At 73.6% G+C, this 21937-nt stretch carries 19 protein-coding genes; 16 read left to right on the top strand and 3 right to left on the bottom strand.

Going from position 1 to position 21937, the window contains the following annotated elements; genetic code table 11:
* The first annotated feature begins 383 nt into the window (after positions 1–383).
* Entirely contained in the window at positions 384–1598 is a 1215-nt protein-coding gene (locus ACH4VO_RS30845) for a globin domain-containing protein (protein WP_360997518.1), read from the top strand.
* A gap of 264 nt (positions 1599–1862) precedes the next feature.
* Here ACH4VO_RS30845 and ACH4VO_RS30840 read toward each other — a convergent pair whose 3' ends face one another.
* Positions 1863–2786 carry a LysR family transcriptional regulator gene (locus ACH4VO_RS30840; protein ID WP_360997520.1) on the bottom strand — a complete coding sequence of 308 codons (924 nt, stop codon included), beginning with the start codon at positions 2784–2786 and terminating at the stop codon, positions 1863–1865.
* Between the two features lie 73 nt (positions 2787–2859).
* On the opposite strand from ACH4VO_RS30840, the gene ACH4VO_RS30835 reads away from it, so the two are divergent.
* On the top strand, positions 2860–3864 hold the full coding sequence (locus tag ACH4VO_RS30835; protein ID WP_360997522.1) for a DMT family transporter: 1005 nt from the start codon (positions 2860–2862) through the stop codon (positions 3862–3864).
* On the opposite strand, the gene ACH4VO_RS30830 is transcribed toward ACH4VO_RS30835, so the two are convergent.
* Positions 3851–5182 carry an aminotransferase class I/II-fold pyridoxal phosphate-dependent enzyme gene (locus ACH4VO_RS30830; RefSeq protein WP_360997524.1) on the bottom strand — a complete coding sequence of 444 codons (1332 nt, stop codon included), beginning with the start codon at positions 5180–5182 and terminating at the stop codon, positions 3851–3853. The genes ACH4VO_RS30835 and ACH4VO_RS30830 overlap by 14 nt on opposite strands.
* 35 nt (positions 5183–5217) lie before the next feature.
* Between ACH4VO_RS30830 and ACH4VO_RS30825 the strand changes: the two genes are divergently transcribed.
* The 12 genes from ACH4VO_RS30825 to ACH4VO_RS30770 all read left to right on the top strand — a co-directional run bounded on the left by ACH4VO_RS30825 (position 5218) and on the right by ACH4VO_RS30770 (position 18488).
* Positions 5218–5913: a pyridoxamine 5'-phosphate oxidase family protein gene (locus tag ACH4VO_RS30825; RefSeq protein ID WP_360997526.1), complete on the top strand. Its 696-nt coding sequence runs from the start codon at positions 5218–5220 to the stop codon at positions 5911–5913.
* Positions 5914–6921: 1008 nt separating this feature from the next.
* Positions 6922–7920, top strand: a complete 999-nt coding sequence (locus tag ACH4VO_RS30820; RefSeq protein ID WP_360997528.1) for a substrate-binding domain-containing protein — start codon at positions 6922–6924, stop codon at positions 7918–7920.
* A gap of 79 nt (positions 7921–7999) precedes the next feature.
* Positions 8000–9535: a sugar ABC transporter ATP-binding protein gene (locus ACH4VO_RS30815; RefSeq protein ID WP_360997530.1), complete on the top strand. Its 1536-nt coding sequence runs from the start codon at positions 8000–8002 to the stop codon at positions 9533–9535.
* An 11-nt stretch (positions 9536–9546) separates the two neighbouring features.
* Entirely contained in the window at positions 9547–10566 is a 1020-nt protein-coding gene (locus ACH4VO_RS30810) for an ABC transporter permease (RefSeq protein WP_360997532.1), read from the top strand.
* Positions 10567–10609: 43 nt separating this feature from the next.
* Complete coding sequence (locus ACH4VO_RS30805) at positions 10610–11695, top strand: zinc-binding dehydrogenase (RefSeq protein ID WP_360997534.1); 1086 nt, start codon at positions 10610–10612, stop codon at positions 11693–11695.
* A gap of 3 nt (positions 11696–11698) precedes the next feature.
* On the top strand, positions 11699–12982 hold the full coding sequence (locus tag ACH4VO_RS30800; protein WP_360997536.1) for a DUF4380 domain-containing protein: 1284 nt from the start codon (positions 11699–11701) through the stop codon (positions 12980–12982).
* Between the two features lie 58 nt (positions 12983–13040).
* Complete coding sequence (locus ACH4VO_RS30795) at positions 13041–13826, top strand: FadR/GntR family transcriptional regulator (RefSeq protein ID WP_360997538.1); 786 nt, start codon at positions 13041–13043, stop codon at positions 13824–13826.
* On the top strand, positions 13823–14971 hold the full coding sequence (gene dgoD, locus ACH4VO_RS30790) for a galactonate dehydratase (RefSeq protein ID WP_360997540.1): 1149 nt from the start codon (positions 13823–13825) through the stop codon (positions 14969–14971). Before ACH4VO_RS30795 ends, dgoD begins: the two co-directional genes overlap by 4 nt.
* A 71-nt stretch (positions 14972–15042) precedes the next feature.
* The gene (locus ACH4VO_RS30785; RefSeq protein ID WP_360997542.1) at positions 15043–15675 is read left to right on the top strand and encodes a bifunctional 4-hydroxy-2-oxoglutarate aldolase/2-dehydro-3-deoxy-phosphogluconate aldolase; all 633 of its coding nucleotides are present in this window, start codon (positions 15043–15045) and stop codon (positions 15673–15675) included.
* Positions 15672–16637 carry a sugar kinase gene (locus tag ACH4VO_RS30780; protein ID WP_360997544.1) on the top strand — a complete coding sequence of 322 codons (966 nt, stop codon included), beginning with the start codon at positions 15672–15674 and terminating at the stop codon, positions 16635–16637. Before ACH4VO_RS30785 ends, ACH4VO_RS30780 begins: the two co-directional genes overlap by 4 nt.
* 70 nt (positions 16638–16707) lie before the next feature.
* Positions 16708–17712: an SMP-30/gluconolactonase/LRE family protein gene (locus tag ACH4VO_RS30775; protein ID WP_360997546.1), complete on the top strand. Its 1005-nt coding sequence runs from the start codon at positions 16708–16710 to the stop codon at positions 17710–17712.
* A complete protein-coding gene (locus ACH4VO_RS30770; RefSeq protein ID WP_360997548.1) occupies positions 17709–18488 on the top strand; it encodes a glucose 1-dehydrogenase in 780 nt (259 codons plus the stop codon). The genes ACH4VO_RS30775 and ACH4VO_RS30770 overlap by 4 nt, the downstream gene beginning before the upstream one ends.
* Positions 18489–19040: 552 nt before the next feature.
* Here ACH4VO_RS30770 and ACH4VO_RS30765 read toward each other — a convergent pair.
* Positions 19041–20210, bottom strand: coding sequence for an EamA family transporter (locus ACH4VO_RS30765; RefSeq protein ID WP_360997550.1), 1170 nt, complete (start codon positions 20208–20210; stop codon positions 19041–19043).
* 325 nt (positions 20211–20535) lie between these two features.
* Between ACH4VO_RS30765 and ACH4VO_RS30760 the strand changes: the two genes are divergently transcribed.
* Positions 20536–20910 (top strand): VOC family protein, encoded by a 375-nt coding sequence (locus ACH4VO_RS30760; protein WP_360997552.1) that lies wholly within the window; start codon positions 20536–20538, stop codon positions 20908–20910.
* A gap of 192 nt (positions 20911–21102) precedes the next feature.
* Positions 21103–21924: a PhzF family phenazine biosynthesis protein gene (locus ACH4VO_RS30755; protein WP_360997554.1), complete on the top strand. Its 822-nt coding sequence runs from the start codon at positions 21103–21105 to the stop codon at positions 21922–21924.
* The last annotated feature ends 13 nt before the right edge of the window (positions 21925–21937 follow it).

Below are 21937 nucleotides of genomic sequence, written 5' to 3'. Positions count from 1 at the left end.
CCGTTCCTGCGGCGGCACGGCGAGGAGGCGGGACGGGCAGCGGACCGGGCGGCGGGACGGCCGGTGGGCCGCGGCCCCCGGCTCACGTGCGACTGACCCCGCACCTGGGGGTGACGGCGGATCACCGTGCCGGTGGCGTACCCGGCGGGCCCCTGCGGACAGGGCCGGGGGGCCGTCGCCGCAGTGCCGTGCGGCCCCACACCCGGGTGCCCGGGCGGGGCCGGTGTTCCCGACGTGACGGGCCGTCCGGCCCTACTTCCCCCCGCGCCGCACAACGGGGGCGGAAGGCGGTCCGGCGCCTGCTACACAGAAGGTGCTGCGGACGCCGCCCGATGCGGCGGCGGCCGTCCCTTCCCCTTTCGATCCTCTGCCCGGGAGGCTTCATGCTGTCCGCAGAATCCACCGCCGTGGTCCGTGCCACCCTGCCCGCAGTGGGCGGTGCGCTCGACGAGATCACCACGCGCTTCTACGGTGCGATGTTCCGCGACCGGCCGGAACTGCTCGACGGAATGTTCAACCGCGGCAACCAGGCCAGCGGAGCCCAGCGCCGCGCGCTGGCCGGGTCCATCGCCGGGTTCGCGACCGCGCTGCTCGACGCCCCGGACACCCGTCCGGACACGCTGCTGGACCGCATCGCACACAAGCACGCCGCGGTCGGGGTGACGGACGACCAGTACACGATCGTGCACAAGTACCTGTTCGGCGCGATAGCCGAGGTTCTCGGCGACGCCGTCACCCCGGAGGTCGCGGCCGCCTGGGACGAGGTGTACTGGCTGATGGCCGGCGCCCTCATCGGCCGCGAGGCCCGCCTGTACCAGGACGCGGGCGTGGAACCCGGCGATGTGTGGCGGCAGTGGACGGTGGTCGAGCGGCGCACCGAGACACCGGACGTGGTCTCCTTCCTGCTCCGCCCGGCCGACGGCCGGCCGGCACCGCGGGCGCGGGCGGGCCAGTACGTCAGCGTCCGGGCCCTGATGGCCGACGGGGTGCACCAGCTGCGTCAGTACAGCCTGTCCTCGGACCCGGGCGGGGACCTGCGGCGGATCACCGTGAAGCGGGTCGCCGGGACGGCCGGCGCACCGGCCGGCGAGGTCTCCGGTCTGCTGCACGACCGCGTTCAGGAGGGCGACGAACTGACGCTCTCCGCACCCTTCGGCGATGTCTTCCTCGACGACCCCGCCGACACCGCCACTCCGGTCGTCCTGGTCTCCGCGGGTATCGGCGGGACGCCCATGACCAGCATCCTGGCCCATCTCGGCGCCCTCGGCTCGGCGCGCCCCGTGCTGGTCCTGCACGCCGACCGCTCCCCCGCCGACCATTGCCTGCGCACCGAGACGAACCGGCTGGTCGCGGAACTCCCGGATGCCCGCGCCGTCTTCTGGTACGAGCGCCCCGGCCCGGAGGAACCCAACGCGCGCGAGGGGCTGATGAACCTCGACGGCATCGAACTGCCGCAGGACGCAACGGTGTTCCTGTGCGGCCCGCTGCCGTTCATGCGCTTCGTCCGCACCCAGCTGCTGGGCGCCGGGGTCGCGGCACAGCGCATCCGCTACGAGGTCTTCGGCCCCGACCTGTGGCTGCCGGGCCCGGCGGACTGAACGCGGGCCCTGTTCCTCCTCCGGTTCGGCGTAAGGGAACTGTCCGGTTCGGCACGGGCGAACGGTCCGGTTCGACGGGGCGGACCCGGCATGCGATCCCCTCGGCGGATCTCCTCGTCGAACGCGCGGCGGTCGGCGAGGTACTCCTCCTGGGGCGCCCACGAAGCTCCCGGTGCGAGCCGGTGGTGCACGCCCGGCGCACGACGGCGGTGCGCCCCCGGTCGCCCGGGCCGCCCCGGCCCGTCGGCCGTGCGGCGCCGGGGGTCAGCTCCCCTGGGGCAGCGGAGCGTCCAGTGCCCGCCCCGCCTCACGCAGCGCCCCGACGGCCGCTCTGATCGACGGCCTGCGGTCCGCGTCCGTGCGCCAGACGGCGTGGATGTGCCGTCGCATCAACTGCCGTACGGGCACGAGCCGCACGCCGTCGGGCACCGGACCCCGACCGAGGCGCGGAGCTACGCAGACCCCGAATCCGGCGGCAATCAGGGCGAGTTGCGTGTGATGTTCGGCTGCGAGGTGGGCGATGCGGGGCTCGATGCCCTCGGACCTGAGGGTGGACGTCAGCCACTCGTGACAGAACTCGCCGGCCGGCCAGGACACCCAGTCGTCGTCGGCGAAGTCCGCGAGGTCGACCTCCGCCCGGTCCGCGAGCCGATGGCCGGCGGGCACGGCGATGTCCGGTACGTCGTCGAGGAGTTCGGCCCGGGCGAGACCGCTCGGGACCGGCAGCCGCTTGTTGCTCCAGTCGAGTACCACGGCGAGGTCGGCGTCCCCGCGCAGCACCGCCCGCATCCCGGCCTCCGGCTCCAGCTCCGTCGTCCGCACCACGAGGTCGGGGTGGCCGGCGCGCAGCGCGGCGAGGGCAGCGGGGAACAGCCCGCGGGCGGCGGTCGGGAAGGCGGCCAGGCGGACCTCGCCCACCACCTGACCGCGCTGCGCCTCGATGTCGGACTGCGCGATCTCCACCTGCGACAGGATGCGGGCCGCGTGGTCGGCCAGGAGCCGTCCGGCGTCGGTGAGCCGCACGCCCCGCCCGTTCCTGGCGAGGAGTTGCTGGCCCACTTCCCGCTCCAGTTTGGCCAGCTGCTGGGAGACCGCCGACGTCGTGACGTGCAGGCCGTCGGCGGCACCGCTCACCGAGCCGTGCCGGGCGAGGGCGTCCAGCGTGCGGAGGCGCTCCAGATTCAACATGTAAGCGATGCTACGCGAAAGGGGTGACGAATTCTCGCTTGTTCTAAGTAGTGAGGACCGCCATGGTTGACCCATGAGCGTCCCCTCCGCACCGAGAACCGTCACTCCGACCGGCACCCCTGCGGCCCTGAAATCCGGTCCGGCCCCGCGCCGCTCCGTGGACTGGCGTCTCCGCTTCGTGGCGCTGTCGCTCATCTGGGGGTTCAGCTTCCTGCTCATCAAGGTCGGCACCGAGGGGTACGCCCCGTTCCAGGTGACCTTCGGCCGGCTGCTGTCCGGCACGGCGGTCCTGGCCGTCGCCATGGCCGTACGCCGTGAGCGGCTGCCGCGCACCGGCCGGACGTGGGGGCACCTGTTCGTCGCCGCGTTCTTCCTCAACGCGCTGCCCTTCTCGCTGTTCGCGTACGCCGAGCTGACCGTCCCGTCCACGCTGGCGGGGATCTGCAACGCGACTTCTCCCCTGTGGGGCATGGCCCTCTCGCTCGTCGCGCTCTCCGAGGACCGGCCGACCCGCCGCCGGGTCGCCGGCCTCGGTCTGGGCTTCATCGGCGTACTGACCGTGCTGGGCGCCTGGCAGGGTTTCTCCGGGCTGGACTTCTCCGGGACGTCGATGGCCCTGCTGGCGTCGCTCAGCTACCCCGTCGGCTGGATCTACGTCCGCCGCACTCTGGCGGGCTCGGGTTCCTCCACCCTTGCGCTGACGGGCAGCCAGCTGGCTGTCGCGACCATTCAACTGGCCGTCGTCACGCCGTTGTTCACCTCGGCTCCCGACCGTTTCCCAGTGATCCCGACACTCGCCGTATGCGCCCTGGGAGCGCTCGGGACCGGGCTCGCCGTCCTCCTCCAGTACGGTCTCGTCGACGAGGTCGGCCCGACGACGGCGCAGATGGTCACCTACTTCATCCCCGTCATCGCCACGGCCGCGGGGGTGGCCGTGCTGGGCGAGCGGCTGAGCTGGAACACCCCGGTCGGAGCCCTGGTGGTCCTGGCGGGGGCCGCGCTCACCCAGAGCCGGGCCCGTACCCCGGCCGGCCCGTCCCGCCGGGTGGCCGGCCGCCGGCCGCTCACCCGTGGCTGACAGGGCGCACCGGCCCGGCCGCCTGCGCCACCGCGTCCGCCAGCGGCGTGATGTCGGCGGCTTCCAGCGGTGACACGGTCAGGCGTACGCCCGGGGGCGAGACCATCCGGAAGCGTGCCCCGGGGGCGACCGCCCAGCCCGCCCGGAGCAGCCTGGCCACCGCCCCCGTCTCGTCGCTCACCGGGGCCCATACGTTCATGCCGCTGCGCCCGTGGGCGGCCACCCCCCGTTCGGCCAGCGCCCGCACGAGCGCGTCCCGGCGCTCTCCGTAGGAGCGAGCGATCGCCACCGTGTCGACGGCCCCCGTCGTCCACAGGTGGACCACGGCCCGCTGGAGGATCCCGCTGACCCAGCCGGGCCCCAACTGCTGCCGTCCCGTCACCCGGTCCACGGTCAGCTCGTCGCCGGTGAGAACGGCGAGCCGCAGGTCGGGCCCGTACGCCTTGGCCACCGAGCGCACGAAGGCCCAGCGTCGCGTGGTGCCGGCGAGGGGGTGAAGGGGAAGATCGACGATGGCGTGGCCGTGGTCGTCCTCGATCAGCAGGACGCCGGGGTGCCCGGCGAGGACGGACCGCAGCTCTCTCGCCCGCCCGCTCCCCACGGCGGCACCGGTCGGGTTCTGCGCCCGGTCGGTGACCACCATGGCCCGGGCCCCCGCCCGCAGCGCCCGATCCACGTCGCCGGGCAGCGGACCGTCCTCGTCCATCGCCACCGGCACCGCGCGCAGCCCCAGCGCGGGAATCAGGTCCAGGAGCCCACCCCACCCCGGATCCTCCAGGGCGACCGCGTCTCCGGGTTTGAGGTGGGCCGACAGCACCCGCTCGATCGCGTCGAGGGATCCGGAGGCGACCGCCACCGGCCCGGCGGGAACACCGTCGGCGTCCATGGCGGCCCGTGCGTACGCCGCCAGTTCGGGCAGCACCGGGGCGTCCCCGTACAGCCCCGGACGCCGGGCGTACGCGGTGGCGGCCGCCGACAGCGCCTCGCGGAGGTCGGGGAGGAGCGCCGGATCAGGGTTGCCGGAGCCGAGGTCCCGACCGCCCGGGGGCGGCTCGATGCGCAGCGAGTTGCGCGCCGTGCTGGCCGGGCGCGACCGCACCCTACTCCCCCTGCGTCCCGCCGTCTCGATCACCCCGCGCTCCCGCAGGGTCCGGTACGCGGCCGCCACCGTGTTCGGGTTGACCCCCAGCCGTACCGCCAACTCCCGCATGGGAGGCAGCAGATGGCCGGGCGGGAACGCGCCGGCACCGACTCCGTGTTCCACGCTCGCGGCGATCTCCGATGCACGGGACCCGCTGATCCGATACTCTCCTAGCACAAAGGTCATTATGCACTAGTGCAATGGAGGAAGCAATGCCGGACACCGAAACCGCCGACGGCACCGGCCCGGACAGCGCCGCGCCTTACGAGCCCACCGGCCGCACGGTCCCGAGCCGGTCCAGGCAGCGGGCGTCGTACGACCGCGAGGTGGTCCACGCGATCCTCGACGAGGCGTACCTCTGCCATCTCGGATTCGTCCGCGACGGCGCACCGGTCGTCCTCCCCACGCTCTTCGGCAGGGTCGGCGAGCGACTGTACGTCCACGGCTCGACCGGATCGCGGCCGCTGCGCGCGGCGGGACAGGCGGACCCGGGGATAGCCGTCTGCCTGACGGTCACGCATATCGACGGCCTCGTCCTGGCCCGCTCCGCCTTCCACCATTCGATGAACTACCGCTCCGTCGTCGTCCACGGCACAGCCCGTACGGTGACCGACCCGCAGGAGCGCCGCATCGCACTGGACGCCATCGTCGACCAGGTCGTCCCCGGCCGGTCCGCGGACTCGCGGCCGGCCGACGCGAAGGAGCTCGCCGCGACGGCGGTCGTGCGGCTGGACCTCGACGAGGTCTCCGCCAAGATCCGCACCGGCGGCCCGAACGACGAGCCGGAGGACCTGGCCCTGCCGTACTGGGCGGGCGTGGTGCCGCTGACCCCCGGATACGCCACGCCGGTGCCGTCCGAGGACCTCGACCCCGCCGTCCCCGTGCCGGACTACCTGTCCGCGCTCTGACCCGTCGAAGCGGCCCGGCCCGGGTGGGGAACCGCGGGCCGGACCCTCACGGATCAGGCGGGCAGGGCAGCCCGCCGCCGGGCGGCCGCCGCACCCCGGCTGCCTCTCCGCCGAGCACCGGCGCCCCGTGCCGGGCGAGGGCGGCGGCCCCGGCGGCATTCTCCGCGGCCCAGCCGTTCCCCGTGGCCGCCCGCGCCCCCCAGCGCGATGAATCCGGGGCGAGGACCGGGCTGCCTCGGTGTCCGCGAGGCTGCCCGGTCGCGCCGGTGCAGATACCGAGTCCAGGCCGCCGCTTCGGGGCGGTGCGCCTCGACCTGGTGGGTGTGGAACGCCCGGGCGGCCGGTGCGCCCGGCGGGTGAGGGCGCCGAAGGAGTCGCGCCGGCCCCCACGAGAGCCGCGGGCAAGGCGGTCGGCGCGCAGGGCGCCGTAGGAGCTGACGGCGGCAAAGGGCGCCGGAACGGGTATGCCGCGGCGGAGGCGAGGTCCTTGCACCACGGCACGTGACGTCGGTGACCTCCTTCGAGGAGGACTCCTCCCCGGCAGGCCGGGCAGCTGTGCATCCGCAGCGTAGGCGGCACGCTGCCTACCTCTGGGGGCGTGAAGGCCCGGGGCGCCTCGCCCGCGAGACGCTGCGGCGGCCGGCGACGGCGCCCCCTCCCACCTGCCGATGTGCCACACACGCGGGGACGCCGGCTTCGCGGCAGTGGCCATCGCCCCCGTGATCACGCTGATCGTGCTCACCCGCGCCCCGACCGGAAGCCGGAGTCTCGCGTCCCGGGGCGACCGCCTCACTCACTGACGGTGCGCCGCTTCGAGATGCCTGCATATCGCCCTGCGGCGACGTGTTACCGCAGGGAAACGCGGGCCGCGGACACGATCAAATCATTAATTAGCAATTAATCTTGACCGTACTCGGGTGTCCCTTCCATACTCGGAGGACGCCGCAGCGGCGATCCGCACCTCAATGCGGTCGTACGCAGCTTTTGTACGTGATTCGGAGTGATGTCATGAGGAACGGCAGGGAGCGGCATCGCACCGCGTTCGCCGTGTGCCTCGGTCTTGCGCTGACCATGGTCACGCTCACCGGGTGCATACCGCGGGCCGGGGACGGGGGCCGGGTCGGGCTGGTCTACATGGACGCCCAGGGCTACTACGCCGGTGTCCGAAAGGGCATGCAGGACTCGGCCGGCCACCTCGGGGACGGGGTGCAGTTGCTGGAGCTGAACGCCCAGGGCGACGCCTCCAAGGAGAGCACCTTCGTCGACACCGTGAGCGCCGCGGGGGTGAAGGCTCTGGTGCTCTCACCCGTCTCCACCACTGCCTCCATCCCCGCCGTCCGCCTGGCGCACGAGAGCGGCATCAAGGTCGTCTGCTACAACACCTGTCTGACCGAGGAGGCGACGCGGGAGTACGTGAGCGCCTGGGTGCTGGGCGATCCGGTGAAGTTCGGGGAGCTGGCCGGGGCGGAGGCAGCGAAGTACTTCACGTCCCAGGGCATCGAAGACCCCCGGATCGCCGTACTCAACTGCGAGACGGTCGAGGTGTGCATCCAGCGCCGGGTGGGCTTCGAGAAGGCGCTGTTCGCCGAACTGCCCAAGGCGAAGATCGTCACCAACCAGCAGGGCACGACGATCGACCAGGCCGTCGAGGTCGCCGACCGCATTCTGAGCGCACACTCTCGGGTCGACGCCTTCTACGGCGAGTCGGGCGGCGCGACGATGGGCGCGGTGCGCGCCGTACGCCAGCGCGGCTTCATCGGCCGGACGGTCGTCTTCGGTAGCGACATGACGGCCGACCTGGCGCGCGAGCTGGCCGACAACCGGGTGCTCAAGGCCGATGTGGACATCTCCGGCATCGAGGTCGGTGAGCTGGCCACGCGCGCCACCGCGCGGGTCATCGCCGGCGAGGAGCTGGACAATCCCGTGGTGCCCGCCCCGGTGAGGCTCTACTCGACGCCCGAAGAGGCCCGCGACTGGCTGCGTACCCACCCCGACGGCCTGCCGTGACGGCCGTCCGGTCCACGGCCGGCGCCGTCAGGACCCTTCCCGATCCCTGTCCCGTCCCTCCGGTTCCCCTGGAGCGAGTATGACGACCTCCCCACCGCCGCCCGACCGGTCCGGCCCCGTGCCGGCCGCGGAGGCAAGCGGCCTCAACAAGCAGTACCCGGGTGTCCGCGCGCTGGCCGACGTCGACTTCCGGATCGAGCCGGGCGAAGTCCGCGCCCTCCTCGGACGCAACGGGGCGGGCAAGTCCACGCTGATCCGGATGCTGTCCGGTGTCGAGGTCCCCGACAGCGGCGAGGTTCGCATCGGCGGCGAGACCCTCGGTCACGGCGGCGTGCGACGGGCGGCCGAGCTGGGCGCGGCCACGGTCCACCAGGAACTCAGCCTGGTACCCGAGATGACGGTCGCCGAGAACCTGTTCCTCGGCGAGTGGCCCCGCCGCGGCGCATCCGGGGTGGACTTCCCCCGCATGCGCCGGGAGGCCGCCGAGGTGCTGGCCGAACTGGACGTACGGGTCGCTCCGGAGGACACGGTCGGCTCCCTGCCGCTGGCCGAGCAGCAACTCGTCGAGATCGCCCGCGCGGTACGCCGTCGTCCTCGGCTGCTCATCCTCGACGAGCCGACCAGCGCGCTGGCCGCCGGTGAGGCGCGGACCGTCCTGGAGGCGGTCGGCCGTATCGCCGCCACCGGTGTCGCGGTGATCTACGTGAGCCACCGGCTGGACGAGATCCGGCAGGTGGCGCGCAGCGTGACCGTCGTCCGTGACGGCAGCGTCGTGGACACGGTGGACGTGCGGGAGGCGACGACCGCGCAGATCGTCGCACTCATGCTCGGTCAGGCTGCCCGCGAGCAGGAACCGTTCGCGCCGCGGGCCGTGGACCGCTCCCGCACCCCGCTGCTGTCCGTGCGGAACCTGACTCTGGCGCCGAAGCTGGAGGACGCCGGCTTCGACCTGTACGCCGGGGAAGTGCTGGGCATCGGGGGGCTGCTGGGCTCGGGGCGCAGCGAACTGCTCCGAGCGGTCGCCGGGTTCGAGCCCGCCGCCGAGCGCACGGTCGTCTTCGAGGGGCGGCCTGTTCCCCGCCCCACCGCGGCGGCGATGAAGCGGCTCGGAGTAGGCATGACCCCCGAGGACCGCAAGGGCGAGGGGATCGTCCCGCTGCTGGGCGTCGGCGAGAACATGACGATGTCCTGGTTCGCCGGGATCAGCGGACGGACCGGACTCTCCCCCCGCCGGGCCGGGGAGGCCGGCGAGGACCTGGTCCGCCGGCTCGCGGTCAAGACCCCGGGCCTGGACACCCCCATCGTCAACCTCAGCGGCGGCAACCAGCAGAAGGCGGTCATCGGCCGCTGGCTGCACGCCCGCAGCCGGGTGCTGCTCCTGGACGAACCCACCCGGGGCGTGGACGTCGAGGCCAAGCAGCAGATCTACCGCCTGATCCGGTCCCTGGCCGACGAAGGTGCCGCCGTGGTCTTCGTCTCCGGCGAGCTGGAGGAGCTGCCGCTCGTCTGCGACCGGGTCCTGACACTGCAGAACGGCCGGTTCACCCGCGAGTTCCTCGCTCCCGACATCACTCTCGACGACATCATGGCCGCCACCATGGCGGTGGAAGTGTGAGGCAGACAACCATGTCCTCGACCCTCGTGGCCGGCAAGACGTCCGGCCCCCCGTCTCCGGCCCCGGGCACCGTCCGCGTCCGCCGGCTGCGCCACCTCAACGAACTCGGGCTGCTGGCCGCGGTCGTGGTGCTGTACATCGCGCTCGGCGTCACCGCCGGCGGATTCCTCAGCACCGACAACCAGCTCGGCATCCTGCGGGACGCCGCAACCGTCGGCATCCCCGCCCTCGGCGTCACCCTGGTGATCATCGCCGGGGAGATCGACATCAGCATCGGCCCGGCCGTGGCCTTCGCCTCGGTGCTCTTCGCCAAGGGCGCCACCGAATGGGACCTCGGGCTGCCCGTCGCCCTGCTGCTCACCCTGGTGGCCGGTGCGCTCTGGGGATCAGCGGCCGGCTGGCTGCGCGCCCGGTTCGGGGTGCCGTCCTTCATCGCGACGCTCGGTCTCTGGAGCGCACTGGGCGGCCTCGCCCTGTACACCACCAACGCGCTCCCCGTCGCCACCCCCGGCGGCGGATTCATGGACGCGCTCGGCGGCAAGATCCTCGGTATCCCGACCCCCGCGATCGTCCTGGTGCTGCTGTTCGCGGTGTTCTGGTACGTCGCCCGCCGGACGGCTTACGGGCGGTCGGTCTACGCGGTGGGCGGCAACGCGGCGGCCGCGCAGCTGGCGGGCATCCCGATCAGCCGCGTGCGCGTCGCGCTCTTCGCCACCACGGGGCTGCTCGCCGCCCTCACCGGCATCCTGATGGCGGCCCGCCTGGGCTCGGGCAACGGCGGCGCGGCCGCGGGACTGGAGTTCGACGTGATCGCCGCCGTCGTCATCGGCGGCACCGCGCTGGCCGGAGGCCGCGGAAGCCTGGTCGGGACGATGCTGGGCGTCGTGTTCATCTCGGTGATCGCCAACGGGCTGGTCCTGCTGGGGGTCAACTCCTTCCTCCAGGACGTCGTGCGCGGCCTGATCATCGTCGGGGCCGTACTCATCAACGTCGTCATCTCCCGCAGGAGCCTCACGACGCGCACCACGTGACCCGCCCGCCCCGACCCCGCCCGACCCGCCTGAAGGACACCCCATGAGCGAGACCACCACCCCGCTGCCCGCCACCATGCGCGGCGTGTACCTGCCGGGGAACAGCACCGCCGAGACGCGGGACCTTCCCGTACCGGCGCCCGGCCCGGGACAGGTACTGCTGCGCGTGGGCGCGGCCGGTATCTGCGGCAGTGACATCGGCTACATCTACCGCGAGCACAAGACCCACCGCGGGGTGGACGGCCCCGCCTACCGGGGCGTCGTCGCCGGCCACGAGCCCAGCGGCACCGTGGTGGCGACGGGCCCCGGTGTACGGCGACACCGGCCGGGCGACCGGGTGGTGGTCTACCACATCGCCGGATGCGGGCTCTGCGACAACTGCGCCCGCGGCTACCAGATCAGCTGCGCCGACCCCTCCCGCGCGGCCTACGGCTGGCAGCGCGACGGCGCAGCGGCCGACTACCTGCTCGCCGACGAGCACACCCTGGTGCCGCTGCCCGACGAGCTGAGCTTCGTCGACGGGGCGCTCATCGCCTGTGGCTTCGGCACGGCGTACGAGGGCATCCGGCGGATCGGCGTGAACGGCGACGACGACCTGCTCGTCGTCGGCCTGGGCCCGGTGGGCCTGGCCGCAGCGATGACCGGCCGCGGCCGGGGCGCGCGACAGGTCATCGGGGTGGAGGTCTCACCCGAGCGCCGTGCGTGGGCCGACGGACTCGACGTCTTCGACGCGACGGTCACCCCTGAGGAGGCGGCCGACACCGTGGCGGCGCTCACCGGCGGGCGCGGGGCCTCCACCGCGATCGACTGCTCGGGCACCCGCCCCGGCAGGTCCACCGCCATCGCGCACATCGCCGAGTGGGGACGGGTCTCCCTGGTGGGCGAGGGCGGGACTCTGGAGACCGAGGTCTCCGACGCCCTCCTGCACAAGCAGGTCACGCTCTACGCCTCCTGGGTCACCTCGGTGCCGGTCATGGCGGAGCTGGCGCGCAATCTCGTGCGCTGGGGCGTCCGGCCTGAGCGGATCGTCAGCGACCGCTTCGGTCTCGCGCGGGCGGACGAGGCGTTCGCGCTCGCCGCGGGCGCGGCCCGGGGCAAGGTCGTGCTCGAACCCGGTCTGGACGGCTGACTGGTGACCGAGGCGAACGACGCGGTGCGGGTACGCCGCACACCGGCCGCGCACGGAGAGCTGATCACGCTGGACGCCGGCGCCCTGACGGTGACGGCCGCGCCCGGGCTGGGCGGCCGGCTGCTCTCGGTGACACTGGACGGCGCGGAGTTCCTCTACCGCAACCCGCGGCTCCTGGGCGACGACCTCGCACCGCTGCCGGGCGTGCGGCCCGGCCCGCACGACGGACCGATGGCCGACTGGCTCAACTGGGGCGGCGACAAGACCTGGCCCGCACCGCAGGGCTGGGACGTCCCCGACCAGTGGGCGGGTCCACCGGACCCGGTGCTGGACTCGGGCCCCTACACCGCACAGGTGGAACAGCGCGACGGGACAGCGGCGCTCGTGCTGACCAGCGGTGACGACCCACGCACCGGTCTGCGGCTGGAGCGCCGGATCGTGCTCCGCCCGCGCAGCACGGCCTTCGGCCTGCATCTGACGATGACCAACACCGCCGCTGCGGAACGCCGTTGGGCCCTGTGGAACGTCACCCAGATCGCCGGAGCTCCGCCGACAGGCCCGGCGGATGCCAAGGGCGTCTACCTCGGCCGCGCCGGGTCCGGGCGACCGGCGACCGTACCCCTGGTCGCCGGCACCGGCCGGCCGCAGGTGCTGGAGGTTGCTCCGGGCGTCCTGCACGTACCGCACCAGGACGTCGTCGGGAAGGTGGGTTTTCCCGACTCCGCGGGATGGCTGGCGCACGTCGGGCCGGAACGCACCCTGACGCAGCGCTTCACCGTCCACGAGGCCCCCTACCCCGACGGAGGGTCGCGTGCCGAGGTGTGGTTGGAGTATCCGCTGGCGGAGGGACTGCCTCACCTGGGCGGTCTGCGGCCGCTCGACCACGTCGTCGAATGTGAGGCGCTGGGACCGCTGACGACGCTGGCGCCGGGGGCGTCGGCCGTGTTGGAGGTGGAGTTCGGGGTCGGCCCCTCTGCCGGCCCGGTCGAAAGGGTGACCCCGGCCGGTTACTGGGCGGGGCCACCCCCTGGCGGGGCGGGCGGACGGCTGGAGGGCGTCTTCGTCCCCTACGCTGCGGGCCGACTGGAGGCTCGCGGCCCGGCCGGGACACAGCCGCTCGTGCTGGGCGTGCTGGAGCCGGGCCGGGCGTGCCGCGTGCACCTCCCGAGGGACCAGCAGCGTGAGGCCGGCTGGGAGTTGACGGCACCGCTGCCCGGTGGTGGCACGGCCCGGGTGGCCCTTGTCACTGTCGGAGGGGACGGAAACCACCCACCTTTTAATTCATAAATAATATAGGGTGGATGTGTGCGCCGCGCAGCGTGCACAGGCGGAGGAGGAACGACACATGGCCGAGTACGTGGGCAGGGGCCTGCACGGGCAGATCGTGGAGAAGGTCGGCACGCGCATCGTGCAGGGGCGCCTGCGGGTGGGCGAGACCTTGGACATGTCCTCCCTCATCGACGAGCTCGGCATAAGCCAGACGGTGCTGCGGGAGGCTGTCAAGGTTCTCACCGCCAAAGGACTGGTCGACGCGCGGCAGAAACGCGGCACGTTCGTCCGCCCGCGCGAGGACTGGAACCTGCTCGACGCCGACGTCATCCGCTGGCAGTTCGCCGCGGACGCACCGGAGTTGGTCCTGCGGGACCTCGCCGAGGTCCGCCTCGTCGTCGAACCAGCCGCCGCCCGCCTTGCCGCCGAACGGCGCACCGAGGAAGACCTGACCGCGCTGGAGGCCGCCCTCGCCCGCATGGGAGAGACCTCCGGCGATCCGGCCGAGGCCGCCGAGGCCGACCTCGCCTGGCACCGTGCCCTGCTCCGGGCCACCCACAACGAACTGCTCCAGCGCATGGACGTCTTCATCGGACCGGCTCTGGCCGAACGCGACCGGCTCGTCCACTCCGCCGAGGCCGACGACCCCGTCCCCGCCCACGAACCCGTCCTGCGCGCCGTGCGCGACGCGAACCCGTCCGCCGCCGAGCAGGCCATGCGCGCGCTGCTCGCCCGTGCGGACGCCGATCTCGCCCGCACCGCGGACCCCTCCCGTACCCGCACCGAGGCCGACGTGGACGACGGCCGCACCGGCCGGAACAGCGCGTACGGCACCGAACCGGAGGACCGAGAAGTCCCATGAAGATCACCCGCATCGAGACCTTCCGGGTACCGCCCCGCTGGCTCTTCTGCCGCGTCGAGACGGACGAGGGGATCGTCGGCTGGGGAGAGCCCGTGGTCGAGGGCCGCGCCGACACCGTCCGTACGGCCGTCGGCGAACTGGCCGAGTACCTCGTCGGGCTGGATCCCCGGAACATCGAGGACCACTGGCAGGTGATGACCCGCGGCACCTTCTACCGCGGCGGACCCGTGTTCTCCAGCGCCGTCGCAGGCATCGACCAGGCCCTGTGGGACATCAGGGGTCAGGCGCTCGGCGTCCCCGTGCACGATCTGCTCGGCGGCGCCGTCCGCGACCGCGCCCGCGTCTACTGCTGGGTCGGCGGCGACGAACCGGCCGAGATCGCCGACGCCGTCAGCGCCCAGGTGGAGGCCGGGTTCACCGCCGTCAAGATGAACGCCACCGGGCTCACCGGACGCCTGGGCGACGCGGCCGGGATCGCCGCCGCGCACGCCCGCGTGGCCACCGCGCGTGAGGTGCTCGGCCCCAGCCGGGACGTCGCGGTGGACCTGCACGGCCGCCTCGGGCCCGCCGGCGCGCGACGCCTGCTCGCCGCGCTGGAGGAACTGCACCCGCTGTTCGCCGAGGAGCCCGTCACCCCGGAGCACACCCGGCTGCTGGAGCCGCTCGTCCGCTCCACCACCGTGCCCATCGCCACCGGCGAACGCCTCTACTCGCGCTGGGACTTCCTGCCCGCGCTGACCGCCGGGATCGCTGTCGCCCAGCCCGACCCCTCGCACGCCGGAGGCATCTCCGAACTGCGCCGGATCGCCGCCCTCGCCGAGACCTTCGACGCCCAGCTGGCACCGCACTGCCCCCTGGGGCCGATCGCGCTCGCCGCCTCGCTCCAGGTCGTCTTCGCCACCCCCAACTTCCTGATCCAGGAACAGAGCATCGGCATCCACTACAACGACGGCGCCGAACTCCTCGACTACGTCGTCGACCCGGAGGTCTTCCGCTTCACCGACGGACACGTCGCCCGCCCCACGGGGCCGGGGCTGGGCATCACCGTCGACGAGGACGCGGTCCGCCGGGCCGATGCAGCGGCGGGCGCTCCCTGGCGTAGCCCGCTGTGGCGTCATCCCGACGGCTCGTTCGCCGAGTGGTGATGCCGGCCGCACCGGCTCCGTCCGTGGCCCCCGACCCCGCATCCGTACCGCAGCCCCGAGGACTGACCAGTATGAGCTTCACCGACCGACTCCGCCGTGAACGCGTGATCGCCATCGTCCGCGGCACCGACCCGAAGGCTGCCGAACAGACCGTGCACACCCTCCGGGAGGAGGGCGTCACGCTGATCGAAGTGTCGCTGACGACCCCTGACGCGGCCGGGATCATCGCGCGCTGCGCCCGGGATGCCGGTGACGCCCTCATCGGCGCCGGCACGGTGCTCACCGGCGACGACGCCCGTGCCGTCCAGCAGGCCGGAGCCGCCTTCGTCGTCACACCCGCGCTCGCCGAGGGGAGTGTCACCGCGCACGCCCTCGGACTCCCCGTCGTCGCCGGCGCGCTGACCCCTACCGAGATCGTCCGGGCGGTCGGCGAGGGCGCCACCGCCGTCAAGCTCTTCCCCGCCTCCGTCGGCGGCCCGGCCTACCTGCGCTCCCTGCGCGATCCGCTGCCCGAGGTCCCGTTCGTACCCACCGGGGGCGTGAACGCCGAGGCCGCCCGCGCCTACCTGGAGGCCGGAGCCCTTGCCGTCGGCGTCGGATCACCCATCGTGGGAGACGCCCCGGACGGTGGTGACCTGGACGCGCTGCGGGAACGGTGCCGGACCTTCCTCGCCGCCCTCCCCGGCCACCGGGAGGGGGTGTGAGCACCGGGACCACCCCCGACGTCGTCACTCTGGGGGAGACGATGGCCGTCCTGAGGGCATCCGGCCCGCTCCGGATGGGCGGCGACCTGCGGCTCTCGGTGGCCGGAGCCGAGTCCAACGTAGCCATCGGACTGAGCCGACTCGGACACCGCGCGCGCTGGATCGGCCGCGTCGGTGACGACGAACTGGGCACTCTGGTCCTGCGCACCCTGCGTGCCGAGTCCGTGGACACGACCGGCGCCCGTACCGACCACGACGCCCCGACCGGTCTGCTGCTCTCCGAACCGCGGATCGCCGACCTCACGCGCATCCAGTACTACCGGGCGGGCTCGGCGGGCTCCCGGCTGTGCCCCGAAGATGTGCCGCCCGCCCTGCTCGACGGCGCCCGGATCCTGCACGTCTCCGGCATCACCTGCGCCCTGGGGCCGCAGCCGCTGGCCGCCGTGCGCGCAGCGGTACAGGCCGCCCGGACCGCCGGAATCCTGGTCAGCCTGGACGTGAACCACCGCCCCCGGCTCTGGAGCGCCTCCGAGGCCGCCGACATCCTGCGCCCGCTGGCCCGCGACGCCGACCTCGTCATCGCCTCCGAGGACGAACTCGCCCTGGCCACCGACCCCTCGGCCCGCACCACCACCGACCGCGTCCGGTCCCTGCTGTCAGGCGGCCCCACCCGGGAAGTGGCCGTCAAGCTCGGCGGCGACGGCGCTGAACTGCACACCGCGGAGGGCCGGGAACACACGGCCGCGCGCCGCGTCTCCGTACGCGACACCGTGGGCGCCGGGGACGCCTTCACCGCCGGCCTGCTGTCGGGGCTGCTCGACGGCCTCGGTACGCGTGAGCGCCTGGCGCGCGCCAACACCGTGGGCGCTTTCGCCGTCGGTTCCATGGGCGACTGGCAGGGGCTGCCCGAACGCCGTGAACTCGCCCTGCTGGACCGGGAGGACGGCGCCACGCTGCGCTGACCGTCCCGCCGTGCCCCACCCCACCGTCCCGGACCTCCCGAAGGTGCGGTGGACCGGAAGGAGAGAGACCGTGACCCGCCACCCGCATCGGGCGACCGACCCACCGGCGTTCCGCCCCTGGACCACCCACCGGCGCGAACTCGGCGAGGGCCTGCGTCACACCGGAGACCACCTGGTGACCGTCGACATCCTCGACGGCACCCTCACCGCCCTCGACCCCACCACACCCGGCGACGGGACAATCCTGCTGCGCCTGGACGTCCCGCTGGGTGCCGTCGCCCCACTCGCCGGCCTGCCCGGACACTGGATGGCGGCGGCCGGCACCGGCCCCGTCGTACTGGCCCCCGACGGCAGCGTCACCCGGCTGGCCCGCCCCGATGCCGGTGAACCCGTGCCCAGCCGTGTCAACGACGGATGCTGCGACCCGTCGGGACGCTTCTGGTTCGGCACCATGCCCTACGGGCCCGACCGCGGCCTCGGCCGGCTCCACCGGGTGGACCACAACGGTTCCGTCACCACCGTGCTGGACGGTCTCACCGTTCCCAACGGTCCGGCTTTCACGGCCGACGGGACGGTGATGTACCTCGCCGACAGCGCCGAGGGCCGCATCGACCGCTTCCGGGTGGATCCCGACGACGGACGGCTGCTCGACCGGACCGCACATGTGGTGTTCGCCCCGGACGCCGGCAGTCCGGACGGCATGACAGTGGACGACAACGGTCACCTGTGGGTAGCGGTATGGGGTGCCGGCGCGGTCCACCGCTACGCACCCGACGGCACTCTTGCAGCCCTCCTGCCGCTCCCCGCCGTCCAGCCCACCAGCCCCGCGCTCGTCGACGGCACCCTGTTCGTGGCCACCGCGGCGATCGGTCTCACTCCCGCGCCGGGTGCCGGCTCCGAGGAGGCGCGGCCCGGCAGCCGCCCCCGGCACGACGGCCGAGTACTGGCCGCCGACGTCGGAGCCTCGGCACCGCCCGCGTACCCGGCCGTCCTGCACCCCGGAGCCCCCGGGTTCCCGTCCCACACCGTCGCCGCGCGCCCGTCCGGCGACGCTGCCCCCAGGGAGGCACTGTGAACCCGTACCCGTTTCAGGACCGCACCGCCATCGTCACCGGCGGTGCGCAAGGCATCGGCGAGGCCGTCGTCGACGTCCTGCTGGCGGGAGGTGCCGCCGTCGCAGTGCTGGACCGCGACGAGACCGCACTCGGCCGCGCCGCCGACCGCCGCTCCGCCCACGCGGGCCGGTTGCTGCCGCTGGCCGTCGACATCACCGACGAGGCAGGTGTCGCCGCGGCCACCGCGTCCGTCGCCGAACGGTTCGGCCCGGCCACGCTCCTGGTCAACAACGCCGGGATCAACGCGTACTTCGACCCCGCGTCGATGACCTCCGACGAATGGGACCGCGTCTTCGCGGTCGACCTCAAAGGCGCCTGGCTCGTCGCCAAGCAGCTCATCCCCGCCATGCGCGAGGGCGGGGCGGGCTCGATCGTCAACGTCGCGTCCCTGCACGCCCGCCTCACCTCCGCCGGGTACTTCCCCTACGCGGCGGCCAAGTCCGGTCTGCTGGGGCTGACCCGGAGCCTGGCCCTCGAACTCGCGCCGCACGGGGTGAGGGTCAACGCGGTCAGCCCGGGCTGGACCCGGACATCCCTGGTCCGCGACTACTTCGCCGCCCAGCCCGACCCCGCGGCAGCCGAGGCCGAGGTGGTGAACGTGCACCCGATGGGGCGGATGTGTGAACCCCAGGACGTGGCCGAGGTCGTCGCCTTCCTGCTCGGACCGGGTGCCCGCGGCATCACCGGGGCTGATATCCCGGTCGACGGCGGCCTCGGGGCGCGCTTCGCGGGTTGATCCGGCTCGACCGGGACACGTACCGGTGTCAGGGCCGGGTGGCGTGGCCGAGAGGCACTGTCCTGCTCTCTCGCGTAGCCCATGGCTGTGGCCGGGCACCCGTGCCGTTCGCGTGGTGTCAGCCGGAGCCGGGCGCCGCCACCCGGCGACCCGGCGCGGCTGGGCCGCCCACGGGGCGCCTCGGCACCGTCCAGCGGGTGAACACGGGCAGCGCGCCGTCGGGCTCGTACGCCCAGGTGCGGCCACCTTCGCCACCGCCGTCGCCGCCTCCCGCATGACCACCCTGCGGACGAGTTGGTCACCGGCCTGCCCCGGCAGGCGTGGGAGCGACGTTCGTGCGGGCGGGGCGCCCACGCCGAGCGTGCCCGCGACGGATCCCGGGCCGCGATCCGTCCCTGCGCGAGGAGAACGTCGAGCACCGGGTCCTGGCCCGCCGCAGCGCCACCGGTCCCTCCGAGATCGCCTCCTGCGTGAGCTTCGCCCCCGAAGGCAGCACCCCGAACACCCTCCCGGCCGTGGCAGGCCGCCGGTGGACGATCGAGGAGGGCCACCCTAAAAGGCCGCCGGCCTCCCGGACACCTCACCTTCCGCGTCGGCGGACCCGCGGCCACCGGCCGGTTCCGGTCCACCCGCCCCGGTCGCGGCCGGCCCCGACGCCACCGGTCCCGACGGAGGCTTCGGGGCGGTCGACTGGGCGATGAAGGCCCCGATCAGCACCACGCCTCCGCCCACGAGCTGGGGCGCGGAGAGATGTTCGCCCAGGAGCACCCAGGCGAGTACGGTCGCGATGACCGCCTCCAGGCATGCCACGACGCCCGCCACCTGCGGCGAGAGCAGCCGCACCGACACCACCCCGGTGACGTAGGCGAGGACGGTCGCGAGGAGGACGATCCAGCCGAGCAGCAGCCACGCGGGCACCTCGTGCCCGTTCATGCCGGCGCTGCCGGCGAGAACCGACCGGTCCATGCCCCACGGCCTGGCCACCACGGTGAGCACGGCCGCACCCACCAGCAACCCGTACGCGATCACCCCGAACGGATGGGGCGGCTCGGCCGCCGCCGGGCCGGCTCCGCCCGGTCCCCCCGCACTCCCCGAGGGCGTGACCCGCGGCGTCCGGCGCTCACCGTCGGCAGGTGGAGCGTCGCCCTCGTGCCGGACGTACGCGGACGGCTCCGGCGACGCGGTGCTTCGCGTGTCAACGCTGCCCTGGTCGGACAGCACGAAGTAGCCCACCTGACAGCACGCCGCTCCGAAGGCCAGCAGCAGGCCGACGGCGTCGAACGACAGACCCGCCCACACCTCGACGACGCAGGCGAGCCCGCAGACCGCCAGGACGACGCCGAGAGCGGCGGCCCGGGTGACGGGCCTGCGCTGGACGAACCGCACCCAGCCGAGGACCAGGGCGGGCGCCAGATATTCGACGAGGAGAGCGACCCCGACGGGGATGCGGGAGAGGGCGGCGAAATAGCAGGCCTGCACGCCCGCCACGGCGAAGAGCCCGAAGCCGGCCAGCAGCGCGGGCCGTTCCCTGACCAGGCGACGGTGTCGCCAGGCGACCGGCAGCATGACGAGGGCCGCCCCGGTCACCCGCAGCCACACCACGTGCAGCGGGTCGAGCCCGGCCTCTATCAGCGGCTTGGCCGCCACCCCTGAACCACCGAAGGCGAAGGCCGAGGCGAGGGCGAGAGCCAGACCCGTGCTTCTGCCGTGAGACGCGTGCATCGGCACATCATGACAGCAGCCGTCAGTAGCGTCACCCCCGTCACACCTGTCGGAAAGGTGCCCGTGATCACATCGGCGATCACGGGCGCGAGCCGGCCTCGGCCTGCCGCTCGGCCGCACGCGCCGCGAGCCGGGCCGCGGAGACGCCCGCCCGCTCCAGCACCTCGACGGCACGGCACACCGCGGGCCGGCGGCGGGCGCGGCGAGGAGGTCGAGACCTCCGGCGTGCGCGCCGCCCCGCAGGGCGGCACTCCGCGCGGCCGGTGGTCCTCCGGGAGAATCCCGAACGGGCCAGGCGGGACGGCCTGTTCCGTACACTGACGGCATGGCATGCCGCATCAGTGAACTGGTCGTCGAAGCCGCCGACCCCGAGCGGCTCGCCGCCTTCTGGAGCGAGGTCCTCGGTTACGTGGAGTTCGGCCGGGAGGACGACGGAAGCATCGAGATCGGGCCGCCCGGCGGTGGCCCGCAGCCCACCCTCGTCCTCAGCCCCAACAGCGCACCGCGGACCGGGCAGCTCCGGTTGCACATCGACGTCAGCGCCACCGACCGCGACCAGGACGCCGAGCTGGAGCGGCTGCTCGCGCTCGGCGCCAGGCCCGCCGACGTCGGCCAGACCGGCCAGGAGAGCTGGCACGTCCTCGCCGACCCGGAGGGCAACGAGTTCTGCCTCCTGCGGGCTCGGATCCAGCCCGTCTGACCCTGCGTTCGCCGCCGGGGGCTCACCGCACACGTCACGGCGACGGACCGCGCCGGCCGTGCGGAGCGGACCGGTTCGCGCTCACCGCACCCGGCCTTGCCGCAGGGCCCTTTCCACGGGCACGCCCCGAAGATGCCGCCGACCCGCGATTGGCCTTGGACCGGGCGGGAGCCCGCCGCCTACGGTCGCCGCATGAAGATCCGCATCGTCGACGCGTTCACCGACCGGCCCTTCGCCGGTAACCCCGCCGGAGTGGTGCTCCTGGATCCGGGTCCCTTCCCAGGGGCGGCGCTGCTCCAGCGGATCGCTTCGGAGGTCAACCTCTCCGAGACCGCCTTCGCCCACCCGCTGCCGCCCGGCGGCACCGCGGACTGGGCCCTGCGCTGGTTCACCCCGGCCACCGAGGTGGACCTCTGCGGGCACGCCACACTCGCCACCGCACACGTCCTGCACACCACGGGAACAGCGAGCGGCCCCGTGCGCTTCGCGACGCGCGCCGGGGTCCTCGGCACCACCGCCCACCCGGACGGCAGCCTGACCCTGGACTTCCCGACAGCCCCCCTGACCCCCACCACGGCGCCACCCGGCCTGGCAGAGGCGCTCGGCGCGCACCCGCTCTCCGTCCACGACACGGGTGAACACCTCGGCGACCTGCTGGTGGAGCTGGCGGACGAGGCGACCGTTCGAGCTCTCCGGCCGGATTTCGCCCGGCTCACCGCCTGCTCCCGGCGTGGCGTCATCGCGACGGCGGCCGCCGAACATCCCGGGTCCGGCTACGACTTCGTGTCGCGCGGGTTCTTCCCCGGCGTGGGGATCGACGAGGACCCGGTGACCGGCAGCGCCCACACCGCCCTGGCCCCCTTCTGGTCGGCCAGGTGGGGCCGGACGGACCTCACGGGCCTGCAGGCCTCGGCCCGTTCGGGCCTGGTCCGCACCGCGCTGCGCGGTGACCGGACCCTGCTGACCGGCAGCGCCGTCACCGTCATCGAGGGGGAACTGCTTCCCGCCGTCTGAGGCCGGCGGGAAC

Source organism: Streptomyces sp. NPDC020780, assembly GCF_044334475.1.
Classification (GTDB): domain Bacteria; phylum Actinomycetota; class Actinomycetes; order Streptomycetales; family Streptomycetaceae; genus Streptomyces.
The sequence above is the reverse complement of the archived record's forward strand: the minus strand, read 5'-3'. Positions and strand labels throughout refer to the sequence as shown.